The sequence below is a fragment of the Zobellia barbeyronii genome (assembly GCF_018603515.1).
Classification (GTDB): Bacteria; Bacteroidota; Bacteroidia; order Flavobacteriales; family Flavobacteriaceae; genus Zobellia; species Zobellia barbeyronii.
Genome location: NZ_JACATN010000003.1, coordinates 596022 through 619221 on the forward strand (window position 1 = coordinate 596022; position 23200 = coordinate 619221).

General features: G+C 37.5%; 17 protein-coding genes and 5 tRNA genes. 1 reads left to right on the plus strand and 21 read right to left on the minus strand.

Translation table 11 applies throughout. From position 1 onward, the window contains the following. Positions 1-2: 2 nt before the first annotated feature. Positions 3-3770 (minus strand): T9SS type B sorting domain-containing protein, encoded by a 3768-nt coding sequence (locus tag HW347_RS20655; RefSeq protein WP_225901898.1) that lies wholly within the window; start codon positions 3768-3770, stop codon positions 3-5. A 399-nt stretch (positions 3771-4169) separates the two neighbouring features. Between HW347_RS20655 and HW347_RS11010 the strand changes: the two genes are divergently transcribed. Then, positions 4170-5759, plus strand: coding sequence for a peptide chain release factor 3 (locus HW347_RS11010; RefSeq protein ID WP_214611917.1), 1590 nt, complete (start codon positions 4170-4172; stop codon positions 5757-5759). A 62-nt stretch (positions 5760-5821) separates the two neighbouring features. Here HW347_RS11010 and HW347_RS11015 read toward each other — a convergent pair whose 3' ends face one another. The 20 genes from HW347_RS11015 to HW347_RS11110 all read right to left on the minus strand — a co-directional run bounded on the left by HW347_RS11015 (position 5822) and on the right by HW347_RS11110 (position 23185). Then, a complete protein-coding gene (locus tag HW347_RS11015; protein ID WP_038234848.1) occupies positions 5822-6133 on the minus strand; it encodes a DUF3467 domain-containing protein in 312 nt (103 codons plus the stop codon). A gap of 55 nt (positions 6134-6188) precedes the next feature. After that, entirely contained in the window at positions 6189-10487 is a 4299-nt protein-coding gene (gene rpoC / locus HW347_RS11020; RefSeq protein WP_214611918.1) for a DNA-directed RNA polymerase subunit beta', read from the minus strand. 54 nt (positions 10488-10541) lie between these two features. Continuing rightward, positions 10542-14351, minus strand: coding sequence for a DNA-directed RNA polymerase subunit beta (rpoB, locus tag HW347_RS11025; protein ID WP_214611919.1), 3810 nt, complete (start codon positions 14349-14351; stop codon positions 10542-10544). Between the two features lie 143 nt (positions 14352-14494). After that, a complete protein-coding gene (gene rplL / locus HW347_RS11030; RefSeq protein ID WP_155597509.1) occupies positions 14495-14869 on the minus strand; it encodes a 50S ribosomal protein L7/L12 in 375 nt (124 codons plus the stop codon). 52 nt (positions 14870-14921) lie between these two features. Beyond that, positions 14922-15437: a 50S ribosomal protein L10 gene (gene rplJ / locus HW347_RS11035; RefSeq protein ID WP_155597510.1), complete on the minus strand. Its 516-nt coding sequence runs from the start codon at positions 15435-15437 to the stop codon at positions 14922-14924. Positions 15438-15465: 28 nt separating this feature from the next. Next, a complete protein-coding gene (rplA, locus tag HW347_RS11040; RefSeq protein WP_155597511.1) occupies positions 15466-16155 on the minus strand; it encodes a 50S ribosomal protein L1 in 690 nt (229 codons plus the stop codon). A 20-nt stretch (positions 16156-16175) separates the two neighbouring features. Next, on the minus strand, positions 16176-16613 hold the full coding sequence (rplK, locus tag HW347_RS11045) for a 50S ribosomal protein L11 (protein ID WP_155597512.1): 438 nt from the start codon (positions 16611-16613) through the stop codon (positions 16176-16178). 67 nt (positions 16614-16680) lie between these two features. Next, positions 16681-17232, minus strand: a complete 552-nt coding sequence (gene nusG / locus HW347_RS11050; protein ID WP_194534045.1) for a transcription termination/antitermination protein NusG — start codon at positions 17230-17232, stop codon at positions 16681-16683. A 9-nt stretch (positions 17233-17241) separates the two neighbouring features. Next, positions 17242-17430 carry a preprotein translocase subunit SecE gene (gene secE / locus HW347_RS11055; protein ID WP_214611920.1) on the minus strand — a complete coding sequence of 63 codons (189 nt, stop codon included), beginning with the start codon at positions 17428-17430 and terminating at the stop codon, positions 17242-17244. A 22-nt stretch (positions 17431-17452) separates the two neighbouring features. Next, positions 17453-17525: transfer RNA gene (locus HW347_RS11060), tRNA-Trp, on the minus strand. Positions 17526-17594: 69 nt separating this feature from the next. After that, the gene (gene tuf, locus HW347_RS11065; RefSeq protein ID WP_214611921.1) at positions 17595-18782 is read right to left on the minus strand and encodes an elongation factor Tu; all 1188 of its coding nucleotides are present in this window, start codon (positions 18780-18782) and stop codon (positions 17595-17597) included. A gap of 55 nt (positions 18783-18837) precedes the next feature. Then, positions 18838-18909 (minus strand) — tRNA-Thr (locus tag HW347_RS11070). A 70-nt stretch (positions 18910-18979) separates the two neighbouring features. After that, a tRNA-Gly gene (locus HW347_RS11075) sits at positions 18980-19052 on the minus strand. A 57-nt stretch (positions 19053-19109) separates the two neighbouring features. Further along, a tRNA-Tyr gene (locus tag HW347_RS11080) sits at positions 19110-19191 on the minus strand. A gap of 26 nt (positions 19192-19217) precedes the next feature. After that, positions 19218-19291: transfer RNA gene (locus HW347_RS11085), tRNA-Thr, on the minus strand. A 102-nt stretch (positions 19292-19393) separates the two neighbouring features. Next, a complete protein-coding gene (gene hpf / locus HW347_RS11090) occupies positions 19394-19696 on the minus strand; it encodes a ribosome hibernation-promoting factor, HPF/YfiA family (protein WP_194534042.1) in 303 nt (100 codons plus the stop codon). A gap of 40 nt (positions 19697-19736) precedes the next feature. Next, the gene (locus tag HW347_RS11095) at positions 19737-20627 is read right to left on the minus strand and encodes a tyrosine-type recombinase/integrase (RefSeq protein WP_214611922.1); all 891 of its coding nucleotides are present in this window, start codon (positions 20625-20627) and stop codon (positions 19737-19739) included. 150 nt (positions 20628-20777) lie between these two features. Next, positions 20778-20972, minus strand: a complete 195-nt coding sequence (gene rpsU / locus HW347_RS11100; protein ID WP_155597518.1) for a 30S ribosomal protein S21 — start codon at positions 20970-20972, stop codon at positions 20778-20780. A 135-nt stretch (positions 20973-21107) separates the two neighbouring features. Then, a complete protein-coding gene (locus tag HW347_RS11105; RefSeq protein ID WP_214611923.1) occupies positions 21108-22277 on the minus strand; it encodes an acyl-CoA dehydrogenase family protein in 1170 nt (389 codons plus the stop codon). Between the two features lie 11 nt (positions 22278-22288). Beyond that, on the minus strand, positions 22289-23185 hold the full coding sequence (locus tag HW347_RS11110) for a ComEA family DNA-binding protein (RefSeq protein ID WP_214611924.1): 897 nt from the start codon (positions 23183-23185) through the stop codon (positions 22289-22291). Positions 23186-23200: the final 15 nt, after the last annotated feature.

Here is a 23200-nt window from a genome sequence, read left to right on the forward strand (position 1 = left end):
GATTACTTGCTAATGTAAATATAACCACTATCAGTTATATTCTCGTCGTTTACAGTGGTGTACTCAAAGATATAAAAATACACGCCGGCAGGTAAATAGTCTTGCCCAGCTATAGTTGATCTTCCTTTTGATCTACCATCAAAAACATTGTTTTGATTATTATAATCTTCACCGTCATACACGGCTATACCCCATCTGTTGAAAATCTGAAGTTTATTGTTTAATGCCTTATCTACATTTTCAATCCACAAGAATTCATTTTTACCATCACCATTAGGTGTTACCATTTGCATTACTACAATCTCTGTTTCCTCTTCTGGATCAAGGTATGAAGGAATACCATCATTATCACGATCATCATCCGTTGGGTCTCCGTTTCCATTGCCATCTTCATCTGCCGTGTTAATTCCATCGCCGTCATCATCAAAATCTCGGTAATTTACATCTTCTGTACCATCTGTATCTGGTAAATCTGTTGCAGGGTCGTTAATTTCATCATGAACATTGAAACCATCACTAACATTAGATCCTTCATATCCATCAAGAAGACCATCATTATCAGTATCCTCTATTGTAGGTAACTGATCTGGTTCTCCGTCAAAATTGAAATCATTTCCTTCGTTATTATCAGGCACCAAGTCATTATCACTATCTAAATCCAAATAATCCGGTTCATCTGTTCCATCTGTATTTACAGGTGTAAAGCCTTCTGGATAAGCTGAATTAACACCATTATTCTCATTTATAGTAGCTTCATCATCCGCATTTGGAAGAATAAAACCATCAGTTGTCTGAGCTTCTACGTTATCTGGAATACCATCGTTATCCGCATCAATATCTAAATGATTAGGGAAACCATCGCCATCTGTATCTAATGGGTCTGTTAACGGGTTATTATCTCCATCTGTGTTAGGATCTTCAACCGTATCCAATATACCGTCATTATCATCATCTAAATCTACCATATCCGGTACACCGTCACCATCGGTATCAGTTGTAGGAATGTTATCCGTAGGATCTAAGTAGTTAGGAATACCATTTCCGTTACTATCGTCATTGGTAGGGTCACCATCTTGATCTATATCTTCATCTGGCGTATCAATACCATCACCGTCATCGTCCAAATCACGATAGTTTACATCTTCTGTACCATCTGTATCCGGTAAATCGTTTGCAGGATCATCAATCTCATCGTTTACATCAAAACCATCATAGACATCACTTCCTTCATAACCATCGTCCAATCCATCACCATCTGTATCTACACCAGTGTAGGTTTGGTCAGGAGCACCATCGAAGTCAAAATCGTTACCTTCATTATTATCAGGCACCGTATCATTATCACTATCCAAGTCTATGTAATCTGATGTACCATCTTCATCCGTATCAACTGGTGTTAAACCATCTGGATATGCAGAATTTAAACCGTCATTAGCTATAGTTGTAGCTTCATCATCTTCATTTGGAGCAATATAACCGTCAGTAGTCTGAGCTTCTACATTGTCTGGAATACCATCATTATCAGCATCAATATCCAAGTGATTAGGAATACCATCCTCATCTGTATCCAACGGGTTGGTCAAAGGATTATCATCACCATCTGTATTAGGATCTTCTACAGCATCTAAGATACCATCGTTATCATCATCTAAATCAGTTACATCAGGCACTCCATCTCCGTCCGTGTCTTTTGTAGTGTCTTCATCAAAATCAAGATAATCTGGTGTACCATCTTCATCAGTATCATCGTTGGTTGGGTCACCATCTTCATCTACATCTTCATTTGGCGTATCAATACCATCGCCGTCATCGTCTAAATCACGATAATTTACATCTTCAGTACCATCTGTGTCAGGTAAATCGTTTGCTGGATCATCTATTTCATCGTTAACATCATAACCATCGTTAATATCACTTCCTTCATAACCATCGTCCAAACCATCACCATCGGCATCCGTACCTAAGTAAGTTTGGTCAGGAGAACCGTCAAAATTGAAATCGTTACCTTCATTATTATCAGGCACATCATCATTATCACTATCCGCATCCAAATAATCTTCAACATCACGACCATCTGTATTAACTGGTGTTAAGCCATCAGGATATGCTGAGTTCAACCCGTCGTTAGCTATACTTGTAGCTTCATCGTCTGCATTTGGAGCTATATAACCATCCGTTGTCTGAGCCTCTACATTGTCAGGAATACCATCATCATCAGAATCAATATCTAAATGATTTGGAACACCATCTTCATCTAAATCGTAAGGATCTGTAAGTGGATCGTTATCACCATCAATATTAGGGTCTTCTACTGTATCTAAAATACCATCGTTATCATCATCAAGATCTGTTGCATCTGGCACGCCGTCTCCATCCGTATCAGGTGTAACATCATTGGTTGGATCCAAATAATCTGGAGTTCCATCACCATCTGTATCATCATTGGTTGGGTCACCATCTTCATCTACATCTTCATTTGGCGTATCAATTCCATCACCATCATCGTCCAAATCACGATAATTTACATCTTCGGTACCATCTATATCAGGCAAATCGTTTGCTGGATCATTTATTTCATCGTTTACATCAAAACCATCATTAATATCACTTCCTTCATAACCATCATCTAGTCCGTCACCATCCGTATCTATACCAGTATAAGTTTGATCAGGGTTACCATCAGAATTAAAGTCGTTACCTTCATTGTTATCAGGTACTGTATCATTATCACTATCAATATCTATATAATCTTGTGTATCGGTTCCATCTGTATTAACAGGAGTCAATCCGTCAGGGTAAGCAGTATTAAGACCATCATTAGCAATACTTGTTGCTTCATCATCTTGATTAGGTGCTATATAGCCATCTGTAGTCTGAGCCTCTACGTTATCTGGAATACCGTCATCATCAGAATCAATATCCAAGTGATTAGGAATACCATCATTATCCGTATCCAAAGGATTGGTCATAGGATCATTATCACCATCTGTATTTGGATCTTCAACAGCATCTAATATACCATCATTATCATCATCTAAATCTGTAGTATCCGGCACTCCGTCACCATCAGTATCGGTGTCAGGACATTGAACCGGAATAATGGTCAAATGAATTCCATTAATAGGAAAACTAGAAGAGGTGTAAAATTGAATTTCATTAACAAAACCTTGAGATTCCCAGGTAAACCGACTTTTTGAATTTATAGGAGTATTTGTTGTATTCTCAACAAAATAGTCATTCCCTTCGTTACCTGAAACGGTACCATTCGGCAATGCACTTGTATAATCATACATAACATTATCTAAGGCGATAATTCCATCTCTGTGATTGGCATCTACCCTAAGAGAGTGTTCTGCAATTATTTTCACCGGAACCGTACCTGAAAAAGAAAAAGTAGCTGGAAGATCTTGGTTTACTTCAAAAAACCCACCTGAACTCTTGGTGCTAGCACCTTTAACAGATACTAAAACGCTACCATCAGGAAGACCCCATTTGGAGCTTAAATCTACATTTTCAGCAGAAAGGCTACCATCGGTAACTCTATCAGGAAAACCAAAATCTTTAGCGGTGATTTCTATACCATTCAGTTCCATACAATCATTCATATCCAGTTCGGATCCAACAATTATTTCGGAATTTTCTACTTCAGGTTTTTCCACATTCCCAGTAGTAGCAAAAGAAGAACTCAAGCCAAAAACGGCTAGAGCGAAGGTATACGTAACGGTCTTAAAAGCACCGTTCTTAAAATTCAATAGAGTAAAGTTTTCCATAAATGTTTAGTTTTTATTAAACTAATCACCATGGCCTGTAGGTTTAAAACATATAAAGTAAGAAGTTGGGGAGCTTCAATATGGATGCAAGATATATTTAATATTTCGTTAACCAAATTCTTTTGATTCTAGAAATTATGATTTACCCTTTAAAAACCTAAATATTCGGTAAAGGGCAGGAATTAAACCAGGTTATCGAATTAGCACATCGACGAAAACAACCAAATATCATTCCCTTAATTCATTAAATCGAATTTATGTGTAGTTTATCGATACACTGCAATCTGCTATTAAAGGGGTAATTAGTTAAAATACTTATCCATTTTAGTACTTTGTTATTAACCTATCTTCTGTTCTAGATAAACTATAATTTAACGTATTTTTGCACAAATTTTCTTCATGAGTTTTAAAGATGAGATTCAACGGCGTAGAACTTTCGGAATAATATCGCACCCAGATGCAGGTAAGACCACTTTAACGGAAAAACTTCTGTTATTTGGCGGAGCTATTCAGGAAGCAGGTGCCGTAAAAAACAATAAAATAAAAAAAACCGCTACCAGTGACTTTATGGAAATAGAGCGCCAACGTGGTATTTCTGTTGCTACATCTGTACTTGCGTTTATATATAAGGATAAGAAAATAAATATTCTTGATACGCCAGGGCACAAAGATTTTGCCGAAGATACATTTAGAACACTTACCGCTGTAGATAGTGTAATTGTGGTTGTTGATGTTGCTAAAGGTGTAGAAGAGCAAACCGAAAAATTGGTACAAGTATGCCGAATGCGGAACATACCTATCATTGTTTTCATAAACAAATTAGATAGGGAAGGCCGTGATGCTTTTGATCTTCTTGATGATTTGGAACAAAAACTTGGACTATCTGTCACCCCTTTAAGTTTTCCTATTGGTATGGGATATGATTTTAAGGGGATTTATAATATTTACGAAAAGAACATCAATCTTTTTAGTGGCGACAGCAAGAAAAATATTGAAGAAACTATTGCTTTTGATTCCATTGAGAGCCCAGAACTTGAAAAAATTATTGGTAACAAAGCTGCAGAAGAACTACGTGAAAATATAGAGTTGGTTAAGGGTGTATATCCTGACTTTGACAAGGAAAAATATTTACAAGGCACGCAACAGCCAGTATTCTTTGGCTCTGCCTTAAACAATTTTGGAGTTCGCGAACTACTGGACTGCTTTATTGAGATTGCTCCTTCTCCACGCCCTAAAAAGGCTGAGGAAAGACTAGTTGATGCGAATGAAAAGGAAATGTCCGGTTTTGTATTCAAAATACATGCGAATATGGACCCGAAACACCGTGACCGACTAGCATTTATAAAAATCGTATCAGGTACTTTTGAACGAAACAAACCATACTTACATGTTAGAAATGGAAAAAAGCTGAAGTTTTCAAGTCCAAACGCGTTTTTTGCCGAGAAAAAGGAAATTGTAGATATATCCTATCCAGGAGATATTGTAGGTCTTCATGATACCGGTAATTTTAAAATTGGTGATACACTTACTGAAGGAGAGGAACTCCACTATAAAGGCATACCCAGTTTCTCCCCTGAGCACTTTAGGTACATTAACAATGCCGACCCAATGAAATCCAAGCAACTTTACAAAGGTATTGACCAGTTGATGGACGAAGGTGTAGCGCAGTTATTCACTCTTGAACTAAACGGAAGAAAAGTAATAGGAACAGTGGGAGCTCTACAGTTTGAAGTTATTCAGTATCGTCTTGAGCATGAATATGGAGCCAAATGTACGTATGAAAACTTCCCTGTGTTTAAAGCCTGTTGGGTAGAACCATCAGACCCAAAGAACGATGAATTCAAAGAATTTAAAAGAGTAAAGCAGAAATTTTTAGCTAAAGACAAGAGAAACCAATTGGTTTTTCTAGCAGACTCCCAATTCTCGTTGCAGATGACGCAACAAAAATACCCTAGCGTAAAACTACATTTTGTTTCTGAGTTCGATTAAAACAATATATAAACTAAAAAATGCCCTTTGTAGGAACAAAGGGCATTTTTTAGTTTATATACTTAAGCCTCTCCTGTTGGCCCAAAATTCATAGGTATTGGAGGTTGCTCATAATCCTTAATGGTACCATGTGCCGCCTCAAAACGCTTTACATTGTCGTTCAAAGCCTTTAAAAACTTTTTGGCATGCTGCGGTGTAAGAACTATTCTACTCTTAACCTTCGCTTTTGGAGCGCCTGGCATCATACTAATAAAATCGACTACAAATTCTGATACAGAATGATTGATAATCGCCAGATTTGAATAAATACCTTCCGCCGTCTTTTCATCAAGCTCAATATTAATCTGGTTCTGTTTTTGTTCTTTTTCGCTCATATGTAAAAAAAATAAACCCTCAATAGAAACTATTGAGGGTTTGAATTATTTGAGTTTAAAATTTCAAGGCTTCCTTGCGTGCCATGATTTCATCATACTCTTCTTTAGAGCCTACAATGATGTTCTCATAATCGCGCATACCCGTACCTGCTGGAATTTTATGTCCAACAATAACATTCTCTTTCAAGCCTTCTAATGTATCTATTTTACCGCTTACCGCAGCTTCATTCAATACTTTAGTCGTTTCTTGGAAAGATGCTGCAGATATAAACGATTTAGTCTGTAAAGACGCACGTGTTATACCTTGCAATATAGGCGTAGCAGTAGCTGCAACTGCATCCTCTGCAGTTACTAGATTCTTATCAGTACGTTTCAAAACAGAATTTTCATCTCTTAATTCACGAGCCGTAATAATCATACCTGCTTTAAGGTTTTCAGAATCACCAGCTTCAACAACAACTTTCTTGCCGAAAATCTCATCGTTTTCTTTAATGAAATCATCTTTGTGAATCAATTGATTCTCTAAGAAGATTGTATTACCTGGATCTTGAATACGTACTTTACGCATCATCTGTCTAACAACAACCTCAAAATGCTTGTCATTTATCTTCACACCCTGTAAACGATATACTTCTTGTACTTCGTTAACCAAGTACTGCTGAACAGCAGATGGGCCTTTAATCTTAAGAATATCCTCAGGAGTAATAGAACCATCTGACAATGGCATACCTGCACGAACGTAATCGTTTTCTTGAACCAAAATCTGATTAGAAAGTTTCACCAAGTATTTCTTGACTTCACCTAATTTAGATTCTATAATGATTTCACGGTTACCTCTTTTGATTTTTCCAAAAGAAACAACACCATCTATCTCAGAAACAACTGCTGGATTAGAAGGGTTACGTGCTTCAAAAAGTTCAGTTACTCTTGGAAGACCACCCGTAATATCACCTGCTTTAGCAGATTTACGAGGTATTTTCACAAGAATTTTACCTTCTTTAATCTTATCACCATCATCTACCATGATGTGTGATCCAACAGGAAGGTTATACGAACGTAACGTTTCACCTTTACTATCTTGAATTAAAAGAGTTGGTATCAACTTCTTGTTACGAGATTCCGAGATAACTTTTTCTTGGAAACCGGTTTGCTCATCAATTTCAACTTGATAAGTAACACCTTGATCAATATTCTCGTAAGCAATCTTACCTGGAAACTCAGATACAATTACACCGTTATATGGATCCCAAGAACAAACAATATCATCCTTAGCTATTGTTGCTCCGTTCTCAACAAACAATTGAGAACCATAAGGTATATTATTAGTACTTAAAGTAATACCTGTTTTCTTATCTACAACCTTAATTTCAGACGTTCTAGAAATAACAATTACAGCTGGTTTACCTTCGTTGTCTTCTCCTAAAACAGTTCTCAAATCTTCGATTTCAGCTACACCACCAAATTTAGCGATCAACTTGTTATCTTCAGAAATGTTACCTGCAATACCACCCACGTGGAAAGTACGCAATGTAAGCTGTGTTCCTGGCTCACCAATTGACTGAGCTGCTACAACACCTACAGCTTCACCTCTTTGAACCATTTTATTGGTAGAAAGGTTACGACCGTAACATTGAGCACAAATTCCTTTAGGAGCTTCACATGTTAATGCTGAACGTACTTCAACTTTTTCAACAGGAGACTCTTCAATTCTCTTAGCATCAATCTCCATTATTTCCTGACCAGCAGAAAGTAACTGTTCTTGAGTTAATGGATTGTATACATCATGTAAAGAAACTCTACCTAATATACGTGCTCCAAGAGACTCAACAACCTCTTCATTCTTTTTCAAGGCAGAAACTTCAACACCTCTTAAAGTTTCGCAATCTGTAATATTAACAATAACATCTTGCGAAACATCTACCAAACGACGTGTTAAGTAACCTGCATCTGCCGTTTTAAGAGCAGTATCCGCAAGACCTTTACGAGCACCGTGAGTAGAAATAAAGTATTCAAGAATTGAAAGACCTTCCTTAAAGTTAGATAAAATTGGGTTTTCAATAATTTCACCACCACCGGCAGTAGATTTTTTAGGCTTGGCCATCAAACCACGCATACCTGTTAACTGACGAATTTGTTCTTTAGAACCCCTTGCACCAGAATCAAGCATCATATACACAGAGTTGAAACCTTGTTGATCCTCACGAATACGCTTCATTGCCAATTCGGTCAATTGCGCGTTCGTAGAAGTCCAAACATCAATTACCTGATTGTAACGTTCGTTGTTGGTAATAAGACCCATATTATAGTTGGCCTTAATTCCATCAACTTGTACGTTAGCTTCAGCAATCATTTCATGCTTTTCCTGCGGTATAATAATATCACCTAAACTAAAAGATAGACCACCTTTGAAGGCGAAATCATATCCCATAGTCTTAATCTTATCTAAGAAATCTGCTGTAGTAGGAACATCAGTAACTGCTAAGATTCCTCCGATAATATCTCGTAAAGATTTCTTGTTTAATACATCATTAATGTATCCTGCAGCTTCTGGAACTTCCATGTTAAACAAAACTCTACCAACCGTAGTAGGTATAATTTTATTTACCAACTCACCTTCTTCATTGAAGTCTTTTGCTCTTACTTTTATCCCAGCATTTAAGTTAACCATTCCTTCATTAAAGGCAATCTCTACCTCTTCGTAAGAATAGAAAGTTAAACCTTCACCTTGAATAGGCACTTCTGGAGTTGATTTTCTCTCTTTGGTCATATAATACAGACCCAATACCATATCCTGAGATGGTACAGTAATAGGCGAACCATTTGCAGGGTTCAAAATATTATGAGAAGCCAACATTAATAATTGACACTCTAGAATTGCTTCTGGTCCTAAAGGAAGGTGAACCGCCATTTGGTCACCATCAAAATCCGCGTTAAATGCCGTACATACCAATGGGTGAAGACGAATAGCCTTTCCTTCAATAAGTTTTGGCTGGAATGCTTGAATACCTAAACGGTGCAATGTAGGGGCCCTGTTCAACATTACAGGGTGTCCTTTCAATACGTTTTCAAGAATATCCCAAACAACAGGTTCTTTTTTATCTATAATCTTCTTAGCAGATTTAACTGTTTTTACGATACCTCTTTCTATCAGTTTTCTGATAACGAAAGGCTTGTAAAGCTCAGCAGCCATATCTTTAGGAAGACCACATTCAAACAATCTCATTTCAGGTCCAACAACAATTACCGAACGTGCAGAATAATCAACACGTTTACCCAATAAGTTTTGACGGAAACGTCCTTGCTTACCTTTTAATGAATCTGAAAGAGACTTTAAAGGTCTGTTAGATTCAGTTTTTACAGCTGAAGCTTTTCTTGTGTTATCAAAAAGAGAATCTACTGCTTCTTGAAGCATACGTTTCTCGTTTCTAAGAATTACCTCAGGAGCTTTAATCTCAACTAACCTTTTTAAACGGTTGTTACGAATAATAACCCTTCTGTAAAGATCATTTAAATCCGAAGTTGCGAAACGACCACCATCTAGCGGCACCAATGGACGTAATTCTGGTGGAATCACCGGAATTACCTTCATGATCATCCACTCAGGTCTGTTGTCTCTATTTTCTTGAGATTCACGAAGCGCCTCAACAACTTGAAGTCTTTTTAAAGCCTCAGTTTTTCTTTGCTTGGAAGTCTCTGTATTTGCCTTATGACGTAACTGGTACGATAATTCTTTTAAGTCAATACGAGCTAAAAGATCTATAAGACATTCCGCACCCATTTTAGCGATAAACTTATTAGGATCCGTGTCATCTAAATACTGGTTTTCAACAGGAATAGACTCTAAAATAGTCAAGTACTCCTCTTCTGTCAAGAAATCCATTTTATTGATTTCTTCACCTTCAGCGCCTTTAGCTATACCCGGTTGAATTACTACATAACGTTCGTAGTAAATAATCATATCCAATTTCTTGGAAGGTAATCCCAAAAGGTAACCTATTTTATTTGGCAACGAACGGAAGTACCAGATATGAGCTACAGGAACCACCAAGTTGATGTGCCCTACTCTATCTCTACGTACTTTCTTCTCCGTAACCTCAACACCACAACGGTCACAAACAATACCACGGTAACGAATTCTCTTATATTTACCACAAGCACATTCGTAATCCTTAACAGGACCAAAAATACGCTCGCAAAAAAGACCGTCTCGCTCCGGCTTGTGCGTTCTGTAGTTGATAGTTTCAGGCTTAAGAACCTCTCCTCTTGACTCCGCCAAAATTGCTTCTGGTGAGGACAATCCGATAGAAATCTTATCAAACCTTTTTATTGGATTATTATCTTTTATTCTAGCCATAATCTAATGGTGATACTAATTAAAATGTGTGTTCTTCAATCGCTGCAATCGATTCTATTCTTCCAAACGGATATCTAAGCCCAAACCTTTAAGTTCGTGCATCAATACATTGAAAGATTCCGGTAAACCGGGTTCTGGCATGGTTTCGCCCTTAACTATTGACTCATAGGTTTTAGCTCTACCAATAACATCATCCGACTTAACGGTCAATATTTCACGTAAAGTTGCCGAAGCACCGTATGCCTCAAGAGCCCAAACTTCCATCTCTCCAAAACGCTGACCACCAAATTGTGCTTTACCACCTAATGGTTGTTGTGTAATTAAAGAGTATGGTCCTATAGAACGTGCGTGCATTTTATCATCTACCATGTGACCAAGTTTTAGCATATAAATCACACCAACTGTTGCTGGTTGATCAAAACGCTTACCTGTTCCACCATCATGAAGGTAAGTATGACCAAATCTTGGAATACCAGCTTCATCTGTATATTCATTTATTTGATCTAAAGTGGCACCATCAAAAATTGGCGTACCAAATTTCTTTCCTAGCTTCAAACCTGCCCAACCTAATACGGTTTCGTAAATCTGACCAATGTTCATACGAGAAGGTACACCCAATGGATTCAATACGATATCTACTGGAGTTCCATCTGCCAAGAAAGGCATATCCTCTTGACGAACGATACGAGATACAATACCTTTGTTACCGTGACGACCTGCCATTTTATCACCTACTTTAAGCTTACGCTTTTTGGCAACATAAACTTTAGCCAATTTCATAATTCCAGCTGGTAATTCATCACCAACAGAAATTGTAAACTTGTCTCTTCTCAAGTTTCCTTGAAGATCGTTCAATTTTATCTTATAGTTGTGAAGTAAATCGGCAACAGATATGTTTGTATCCTTATCCATTGTCCAACTACCACCTACCAAGTGAGCAAAATCATCTACAGAGTTTAACATTTTAAGTGTATACTTCTTGCCTTTTGGCAATACTTCTTCACCTAAATCGTTTAATACACCTTGAGATGTCTTACCATTGATTAAAGTAAAAAGTTTCTCTATCAAGACGTCTTTCAACTCTTGGAATTTCACTTCGTACTCTAACTCTAACTTGTTAAGTTCTTCTTTATCTTCAGAACGCTTACGCTTATCTTTTACCGAACGAGAAAACAATTTCTTCTCAATAACAACACCATGTAATGATGGAGATGCTTTTAAAGATGCATCTTTTACATCACCTGCTTTATCACCAAAGATTGCTCTAAGCAATTTCTCTTCAGGAGTTGGATCAGACTCTCCTTTTGGAGTAATCTTACCAATTAAGATATCACCAGGCTTAACCTCGGCACCGATACGAATCATACCGTTTTCATCCAAATCCTTAGTAGCTTCCTCAGAAACGTTAGGAATATCGTGAGTTAATTCTTCTGCACCTAATTTAGTATCTCTAACCTCTAAAGAATACTCATCTACGTGAATAGAAGTAAAGATATCTTCACGAACTACTTTTTCAGAAATTACGATTGCATCCTCAAAGTTATATCCTTTCCAAGGCATAAAAGCCACGGTAAGGTTACGACCTAGTGCTAATTCACCTTTTTCAGTTGCATATCCTTCACAAAGAACCTGACCTTTTTTAACTTTATCACCTCTTCTTACAATTGGCTTCAAGTTAATACTAGTACCCTGGTTAGTTTTTCTAAACTTAACCAAGTTGTATGATTTTGAATCTTCTTCAAAACTAATTAAACGCTCAGCATCAGTACGATCATACTTAATCGTAATCATCTTAGCATCTACATACTCTATAGTTCCATCTCCTTCCGCATTTATCAATACTCTAGAATCTGAAGCAACCTGACGCTCAAGACCTGTACCAACAATTGGCGCTTGTGGTCTTAACAATGGCACCGCTTGGCGCATCATGTTAGATCCCATCAACGCACGGTTGGCATCATCATGTTCCAAGAAAGGAATAAGTGATGCAGATATAGATGCAATCTGGTTAGGAGCTACATCTGTATAGTTAATTTCTATCGGATCTACTACCGGGAAATCTCCTTCTTCTCTAGCAATAACCTTATCCGCATCAATTGTACCATCTTCCTTCAATGGAATATTTGCCTGCGCGATTTTCATTCCTTCTTCTTCCTCTGCACTTAAGTAAACGAATTCCTTCGTATTTACCTTAGCATTATCCACCTTACGATATGGAGTTTCCAAGAAGCCCATTGGGTTTACTTTAGAAAATACTGCCAATGAAGATATCAAACCAATGTTTGGACCTTCAGGTGTTTCAATAGGACAAAGTCTACCGTAGTGTGTGTAGTGAACATCACGAACCTCAAACCCAGCACGCTCTCTAGAAAGACCACCTGGCCCTAGAGCAGATAATCTACGTTTGTGCGTAATCTCTGCTAATGGATTTGTTTGATCCATAAACTGAGACAACTGGTTAGTACCAAAGAAAGAATTAATCACAGAAGACAATGTCTTTGCGTTAATTAAATCTATTGGGGTAAACACTTCGTTATCACGAACGTTCATACGCTCACGAATAGTTCTTGCCATACGAGCAAGACCTACACCGAACTGAGATGACAACTGCTCACCAACAGTACGAACACGACGATTAGAAAGGTGATCAATATCATCAATCTCTGCTTTAGAGTTGATAAGTTCGATCAAATATTTAATAATAGTTATAATATCTTCTTTAGTCAAGACTTGCTTGTCCATTCCGATATCCAACTGTAATTTTTTGTTCATTCTGTAACGTCCAACTTCACCTAAGTTATAACGTTGATCAGAGAAGAATAATTTATCAATAATACCACGTGCAGTCTCCTCATCAGGCGGCTCAGCGTTACGTAATTGACGATAAATGTGTTCAACAGCTTCTTTTTCAGAGTTTGTTGGATCCTTCTGTAATGTATTATGAATTATAGAGTAATCTGATTGCGCATTGCTCTCTTTGTGGAGAAGAATGGTTTTAACATCAGCATCTATAATTTCTGTGATATGTTCTTTTTCCAAAACAGTATCACGATCTATAACGATTTCGTTTCTTTCAATAGAAACAACCTCGCCAGTATCTTCATCAACGAAATCTTCATGCCAAGTGTTCAAAACCCTAGCCGCCAATTTACGTCCCAATACTTTTTTAAGACCTGCATTTGAAACTTTAACCTCTTCAGAAAGGTCAAAAATTTCAAGAATATCTTTATCTCTTTCAAAACCAATAGCTCTAAAAAGAGTAGTTACAGGCAACTTCTTTTTACGATCAATGTACGCATACATTACCCCGTTTATATCTGTTGCAAATTCTATCCAAGAACCTTTAAAAGGTATTACTCTGGCAGAATATAATTTAGTTCCGTTCGCATGAAATGACTGACCGAAGAAAACACCTGGTGAACGGTGTAACTGAGAAACTACAACCCTTTCCGCTCCGTTGATAACAAATGTACCACTAGGTGTCATATAAGGAATAGTACCCAAATACACATCTTGCACGATAGTTTCGAAATCTTCGTGCTCAGGATCGGTACAGTATAATTTTAATCGTGCTTTTAACGGAACACTATAGGTAAGACCACGCTCAATACATTCTTGGATAGAATATCTTGGCGGATCTATGAAGTAATCTAAAAATTCAAGTACGAACTGGTTTCTGGTGTCCGTAATAGGGAAGTTTTCCATGAAGGTATTGTACAAGCCTTCATTGCCTCTTTCATCAGATTTCGTTTCTAGCTGAAAAAAGTCTTGAAACGATTTTATCTGAATGTCCAAGAAATCCGGATAAGCCGGTGTGTTCTTAGCGGATGCAAAATTTATTCTCTCAGTCTGTTGTGTGAACATCTATGGACAGTATTTTGAACGTGAATACTAAATTCGGGTCGTATATCTCATCATATACGTGGGTCTTACTTGTATAAAAAGGCTTAGGTCTAGCTCCGCCGAAGCGAGGAAAGACCTAAACCAAATTGTTATGGTTGCTGATACTATTTAAGCTCAACTTCCGCTCCTGCTTCTTCCAAAGATTTTTTGATTCCTTCAGCTTCGTCTTTAGTAACACCTTCTTTTACAGCTTTAGGCGCGCTATCAACGATATCTTTAGCATCTTTCAATCCGAGACCAGTCAATTCTTTAACCAATTTAACTACAGCTAGTTTAGAACTACCTGCTGCTTTTAAGATTACGTCAAATTCTGTTTGCTCATCAGCAGCTTCAGCAGCGTCTCCACCACCAGCAGCAACAGCAACTGCAGCAGCTGCAGGCTCTATACCGTATTCATCTTTTAATATATTAGCTAACTCATTTACCTCTTTTACGGTTAAGTTAACCAATTGTTCTGCGAAATCTTTCAAATCTGCCATTTTACTATCGTTTAATAAATTTTTAAAATATACTTAGTTTACTAGTGCGTTCTTATCTTTCTGATAATGTCTTAAGGATACCTGCTAGTTTACCACCACCAGATTTAAGTCCAGAAATAACGTTTTTGGCTGGGGATTGTAACAATCCAATAACCTCACCGATCATTTCTTCTTTAGACTTAATGCTTACAAGTGCATCCAAATTCTCATCACCAATATATACCGCTTCTTCTACGAAGGCTCCTTTCAACAAAGGTTTATCAGACTTCTTTCTAAAAGCCTTAATAATTTTTGCTGGAACATTACCTACTTCTGAGAACATCAACGAAGTATTGCCCTTAAGCACTCCGGGAAGTTCACCGAATTCTCTTTCGGAAGCTTCCATTGCTTTTGCAAGCAATGTATTTTTGACTACTGCTAGTTTAACGTCTGCCTTAAAACAAGCTCTTCTCAAATCTGAGGTCTGCGTTGCATTCAAGCCCGATATGTCAGCTAAATAAATAGTTGCATTATCACCTAACTGTGAAGTCAAATCCTGTATTACGTTTGCTTTTTCTTCTCTTGTCATACTGTAAATTTTGAACTACCCAGTTCGATTAAACTGTCTTTGGATCTAACTGAACACTTGGGCTCATGGTACTTGACATGAAAATACTTTTCATATAAACACCCTTAGCAGCAGCAGGTTTCATTTTCACTAAAGTATCTAATAACTCTCTAGCATTTTCTTCCAATTTATCCGCAGAGAAAGAAGCTTTCCCTACAGCAGCATGAACGATACCTGTTTTATCTACTTTAAAGTCTATTTTACCAGCCTTTACTTCTGCTATCGCCTTAGCGACATCCATAGTAACTGTTCCTGTCTTTGGATTAGGCATAAGACCTCTTGGCCCTAAAACTCGTCCTAAAGGACCTAGTTTACCCATTACGCTTGGCATAGTGATGATAACATCAACATCTGTCCAACCGCCTTTTATTTTTTCCAAATACTCATCCAATCCAACAAAGTCAGCGCCGGCTTCCGTAGCCTCTGCCTCTTTGTCTGGTGTTACCAAGGCCAAAACCTTAACATCTTTACCAGTACCATGAGGAAGTGTAACCACCCCACGAATCATTTGGTTTGCTTTTCTTGGATCTACACCCAAACGCACTGCCAAATCTACAGATGCATCAAATTTTGTATTGGTAATCTCTTTTACCAAAGCAGCACCTTCAGCTACAGAATAAAGTTTGTCTTTATCTATTTTAGCGTGGGCGTCTTTTTGTTTCTTAGTTAATTTTGCCATTTCAAATTGCTTTTAAGATTTTAGAAAGGTCGCTTACCTGCAACTTTAAGACCCATAGACCTTGCTGTTCCGGCTATCATGCTCATTGCAGATTCTACCGTAAACGCATTAAGGTCTACCATTTTGTCCTCGGCAATTGTTTTAACTTGATCCCAAGTAACATTACCAGATTTTACACGATTAGGTTCGCCTGATCCTTTTTTAATCTTAGCCGCTTCCAATAGCTGAATTGCCGCCGGTGGTGTTTTTACAAGAAAGTCAAATGACTTATCTTTATATACTGTGATAACAACTGGTAATACTTTACCCTGTTTGTCCTGCGTACGAGCATTAAACTGCTTACAGAACTCCATTATGTTAACACCAGCAGCACCTAAGGCGGGTCCAACCGGTGGCGACGGATTCGCTGCACCTCCCCTAACTTGTAGTTTAACTACTTTACCTATTTCTTTTGCCATTGTTTAAAATTAAATTTCAGCTGTATTATTTTGGAAGCAACACAACTTTAAATATGTAACACTTAACTTATACTTTCTCTACTTGCATATAACTTAGCTCTAATGGTGTTTTTCTTCCAAAAATCTTAACCATTACCTCTAGCTTACGCTTCTCTTCGTTGATTTTCTCAACAGTACCGTTAAATCCATTAAACGGACCATCAATAACTTTTACCGTTTCACCGTGAGTGAAAGGTATAGCTACTGTATCTGTATTAACAGCTAATTCATCTACCTTACCTAGCATTCTATTCACTTCAGCTTTTCTCAATGGAACAGGATCACCTCCTTTTGTCTCACCTAAAAAACCAATTACGTTCGTAATTGAACGCACAATGTGAATCATCTCACCACCAAGGTTAGCTTTGATCATTATATAACCAGGAAAATAAACTCTTTCTTTATTAACCTTTTTTCCGTTACGGATTTGAATCACCTTTTCCGTAGGTACAAGGATATCTTCCAAATAGTCAGAAAAACCATGGCGTTCTACTTCACTCTCAATATAGCCTTTGATTTTATTCTCTTGCCCACTGACAGCTCTCACTACATACCATTTCTTTTCCAATACTTCTGACATAGCAACTGACTAGTTTAAGATGTTATCGAAATACAATCGAACCAATTTGCTGAATGTACTGTCCACACCCCAAGTCGCCAAAGCGAACAAAATAGAAAATACCGCAACCACTACCATAAGGTTAGATGATTCGGCTCTTGGAGGCAAAGTAACATTGTTACGAAGCTCTTCTAAAGATTCTTTTATATACGTTAACATAATGATTCTTACTTATAATTCGCACGGGAGGAGAGACTCGAACTCCCGACACCTGGTTTTGGAGACCAGTGCTCTACCAACTGAGCTACACCCGTTTATAATTGCATTTAAAGGTGTCCTACAAAAGCAGAACACCCTTAATTACATTATTCCTATATAATAAATTAATCTATAATCTTAGTAACCTGACCGGCACCAACTGTTCTACCACCTTCACGGATAGCAAAACGAAGACCTAAACTTAAAGCAATTGGCTGAATCAACTCAACTGTAATAGTAAGGTTATCACCAGGCATTACCATCTCAACTCCTGCAGGAAGTGCGATGTTACCAGTTACATCCGTAGTTCTTACATAAAACTGTGGACGATAGTTATTATGGAATGGTGTGTGACGACCACCTTCTTCTTTCTTAAGAACATAAACTTCAGCTTCGAATTTAGCGTGTGGCTTAACAGAACCTGGCTTACAAATTACCATACCTCTACTAATCTGAGCTTTCTCAATACCTCTTAACAAGATACCTACGTTATCACCAGCTTCACCTCTATCCAAAATTTTACGAAACATCTCAACACCAGTAACAGTAGAAGTTAATTTCTCAGCTCCCATACCGATAATCTCAACAGGGTCACCTGTATTAGCAACACCAGTCTCAATACGACCAGTTGCAACAGTACCACGTCCAGTAATTGTAAATACATCTTCAACAGGCATCAAGAAATCTTTTTCAACATCTCTTTTTGGAAGTTCGATCCAGCTATCAACAGCTTCCATCAATTCCATTACCGTGTCAACCCATTTTTGCTCACCGTTCAATGCACCTAATGCAGAACCAGCAATTACAGGACCATTATCACCATCATACTCGTAGAAAGAAAGTAATTCTCTTACTTCCATTTCAACTAGTTCAATTAATTCCTCATCATCAACCATATCCACTTTATTCATGAATACAACCATTCTAGGAATACCCACCTGACGTCCTAAAAGGATATGCTCACGAGTTTGTGGCATTGGACCATCTGTAGCTGCAACAACTAAAATAGCACCATCCATCTGAGCAGCACCAGTAACCATGTTCTTTACGTAATCCGCGTGACCAGGACAGTCAACGTGAGCGTAATGACGGTTAGCTGTAGAATACTCTACGTGTGAAGTGTTAATAGTAATACCTCTTTCTTTTTCTTCAGGAGCGTTATCGATAGACTCGAAACTTCTCAATTCAGAAAGACCTGCATTTGCCAAAACCGTAGTAATAGCAGCAGTTAATGTAGTTTTACCGTGATCCACGTGTCCAATAGTACCTATATTTAAGTGCGGTTTGGAACGATCAAAAGTTTCCTTTGCCATTTTTAATGAATTTTAATCTTAGTTATATATTAGTGTACAAATAATGCCTTTGTTGAGCCAACGACGGGAATTGAACCCGTGACCTCTTCCTTACCAAGGAAACGCTCTACCCCTGAGCTACGTCGGCTTATTAGGTTCAAGGTTCAAGACTAATGCCTGTAGATTTAAGACTACAAAACATTACCTTGGCTTATTAGAGCGGGAGACCGGGTTCGAACCGGCGACATTCAGCTTGGAAGGCTGACGCTCTACCAACTGAGCTACTCCCGCAAATTTTAATAATCCAATATTTCAAAACCCAAAAAAAATCGGGCTGCTAAAAAAAAGTGGGGAGAGCAGGATTCGAACCTGCGAAGACGTAGTCAGCAGATTTACAGTCTGCCCTCGTTGGCCGCTTGAGTATCTCCCCAAACCAATTTTTTAAAAGAACTTAAGAGCCGATGGAGGGACTCGAACCCACGACCTGCTGATTACAAATCAGCTGCTCTAGCCAGCTGAGCTACATCGGCCTTTCTACGCTGTTTCCGGCATAAAAAAGTCCGCTATTTCTAACGGACTGCAAATGTATACGTTTTTTTGTATATTCAAAACAAAAAATGAAAAAAAAATCATCAAGCTTGAACGCGAGATTTCTCTTTATGCTTTATTAGCTTTCTTTCCAAGGAGTTACATGCCGAATCTACTGCCTCCTCAAATTTCTTACATTGTTTTTTTATCATGAATTTATCACCCGGAATATTCAATTTGATTTCTACTATCTTATTTTCCTTTGAACTGGTGTTCTCCACCTTCATATAAACATCTGCGCTAATTACCTTATCGTAGAAGGTTTCAAGCTTATCAAGTCTGGTTTGCAAAAAATCGATAAGCGTCTGATCTGCGTTGAAATTAACTGATTGCGCATTTACTTTCATAGGTTGTAGTTTTTAAATTAAACAATATAAAATTACCCAATTACTCCTTACTCCTAGGATGAGCCTTGGCGTGTACCTTTTTTAGCTCGGCAATACTATTGTGAGTATATACCTGTGTAGATGCCAAACTTGCATGACCCAACAACTCTTTTACAGAATTCATATCTGCTCCTTTATTCAGCAGATGGGTAGCAAAAGTATGCCTTAGGATATGAGGACTCTTCTTGACCTTAGACGACACCTTACTAAAATACTTATTTATTAACCGATAAACAAGATTTTCATATAATTTATTGCCCGACTTCAACAAAAAAACATATGCATCATCAGCTATTAGTTCAAGCGCATCCCTTTCTCTTAAATAGACATCTAAAAGTTTTATAGTAGAAGGCAATAATGGTAGAACGCGTTCTTTGTTTCGCTTCCCTAAGACCTTTATGAGCTGTTGTGAAAAATCCAGATTTGACATCTTCAAATTAATAAGCTCCGCCCTACGCATACCAGTTGTGTAAAAAAGCTCTATAATCAACCGATCCCTAACTCCTTCAAAATCATCTGTAAAATCTATTTGAGAAAGAACCTCTTGCATTTCAATTTCCGAAAAAGGAACTTCAATTTTCTTTGCTGTTTTAAGAGCCTTATGCTTAGCTAATGGGTTTATATCTATTGACCCTATGTTTTGAAGAAATCTATAGTACGCTTTTAGTGAAGCCATCTTTCTGTTTATAGATCGATTAGAAACACCGGAATCTACCAAACTAATAATCCAACTTCTCACAATACCGTACGCTACAGCATCAATATTTTTATAGTCGTAATTATTATAGCAGAAATCACTAAACGTCTCTAAATCTCTTTTATATGCCGTTACCGTATGAACAGAATAGTTCTTCTCTAAAGCCAAATATGATATAAAGGGTTCCAAGGACATACTACGAAGTTAACAAAGTTGATAACATACTGCAGATTTAACAACGCTAAGAGAAAATAGACATTGCAATTACATGGAGAAAAATATTTAAACAAAAAAAAATCCCATCATATGATGGGATTTTTCTATTTGTACACTAAACAAGATTTATCAGATTTCTTCTTTATCTCTTAAACCTTGAATGTATTCTGCTTTCTGTATCTGCGCTCTGCGCTGAACTGAAGGTTTTGTGAATTGTTGACGCTTACGCAATCTGCGCATCGTACCCGTTTTATCAAATTTACGCTTGAAACGTTTCAAAGCGCGATCGATGTTTTCTCCTTCTTTTATTGGTATAATTAACATTGGCTACAACCTCCTTTCTATATGATTAAGGCGGCAAATATATAAACTAATTTACAATTGAGCACTACTAATTTTTAAATATACCAGAAAACGTCATATCAAAAAATACGAATAACTCCTCAGCCTCTGTATTCACTACTCTTTTGGCATTCTATATTCTTTTTTATCGATAACAATTTTTGCAATTATCTCTTTAAGTATTTCAGAGGTCCCCCCTCCTATTGGCCCTAAACGACTATCTCTAAACATACGTGCCATAGGATAATCTTCTATATAACCGTAACCTCCTAAAAACTGCAAACAGTCATAAGCAACCTTATCGGCCATTTCAGTAGACTTTAACTTAGAAATAGTGGCTTCCCGAACAACATATTCACCTTTGCCCATCTTGTAAACCACTCCGTAATTGTATTGCTTACACAAATCCATATCTGCATGCAGATCTACAAACTTATGTCTTAACGCCTGATACTGATTAATTGATTTACCAAACGTTTCCCGCTCGGACATATATTGTTGCGCATAGTCCAAAGCCCATTCTGCTCTAGCATGAGCATTGACTCCCATAACCAAACGCTCTAAAGCAAAAGCTTCCATTATAAAAGTGAAACCTTTTCCTTCCTCTCCCATCAAACTACTTGCTGGAATTCTCACATTGTCAAAAGCAAGTTCTGCGGTATCCGATGCACGCCAGCCTAATTTATTCAACTTGTTAGCAGAGACACCTTCCTTATCTAAATCAACAATAAAAATACTTATTCCCTTATTACCGGCAGATGGAGCAGTCTTTGCTGCAAGAATACAGTAGTCACCATACACCCCATTAGTAATAAAGGTCTTTGAGCCGTTTATTATATAACTATCCCCTTCTCTTACTGCAGTCGTTCGCATACCAGCAACATCACTACCACCAAAAGGCTCAGTAACACCAAGACAACCTATTTTCTCCCCGTTTACACTAGGAATCAAATACGCCTTTTTCTGGGCGTCATTTGCATTTTTGTTCAAATGGGTCATGGCCAAATACGCATGCGCCCACATAGCAGCTGCAAAACCACCCGAATTTACTTTCTGGAGCTCTTCCAGAAATATAACCGTATAGAAAAGATCTAGTCCCAGTCCATCATAAGTTTCAGGGGTTGCAAGACCAAAATAGCCCATTTCACCAAACTTTTTCCATATGAAAGTTTCTATGGTTCCCGAAGCTTCCCATTTATCTATATGAGGTACAACTTCTTTCTTTAAAAAATCTCGGAGACTCTCTCTAAATAATTGATGTTCTTCCGTAAAGTACATGCTTTGCATTCCAATTAAATTTATAGGGTCAAATATAACTTAATTCTATCAATCTTCTCAAATGGAAAATTCTCTATTTTTGACAATTCATCAAAAGAAAGTATGGTTCTATTGTCACTTCTGTAATTTACTATACTCTCAGAGACGTCTTTTTGAAGATATACTAATTTCGATAGATTTTTTGCTGATGCTGTATTTATGTTAATTTTCTCGATAACTGGCTTTTTAAGCACTTGAAACCGCTTCAAAGTTCGCTCTACAACCTCAGGCTCTAATCCATACACATCATACAATTGTTCATTTACCAAAAACCCTCCTAACCTATCCCTAAATTTTACGATTCTAGCAGAAAGCTTTTCCCCAATTCCGCTAATTTCCTGAAGTTCTTCAATAGTTGCAGAATTTAAATCGGAAACTGCATATTTTGATTCCGCCTTTCTAACACCTCTTTCTTGTTCTGTAGATGATGTTTTATAAGATGTAGTTGATTTTGATTTCCTCTGCGCCCATTCAGGAAATTTAAAATAGGGAGAAATTACCTGTAGCAAAGAATCTGAAACTTGGGTTACTTTTTGAAAGTCTTCTGCGGAATTTGCAAATTTCCCATCCTTTCGAAAATCATGCAACCTATCAATCTCTTCTACGGACAATCCCAAAGTATACCCCTTATAATCTGTTATGTAATTAGGATTAAAAGGATAGATCTTAACGGAGTCTTTTAGCTGCTCCCGAGCCTTTAGACTATCTATCTGTGTTTGCAACTGTTCATTCCCCATAAAAGAATTATCTAAATCAGCAGCTCCCGATGAACGAAGAACAAAATAGGTCACCTGAAGTATTACTATAATAAACAGCAAATAAAAAACCCCACTTCGTTCTTGTTTATTGAACCTGAAGTGGGATTTGAAATTTTTCATCCGCTAAATAAGATA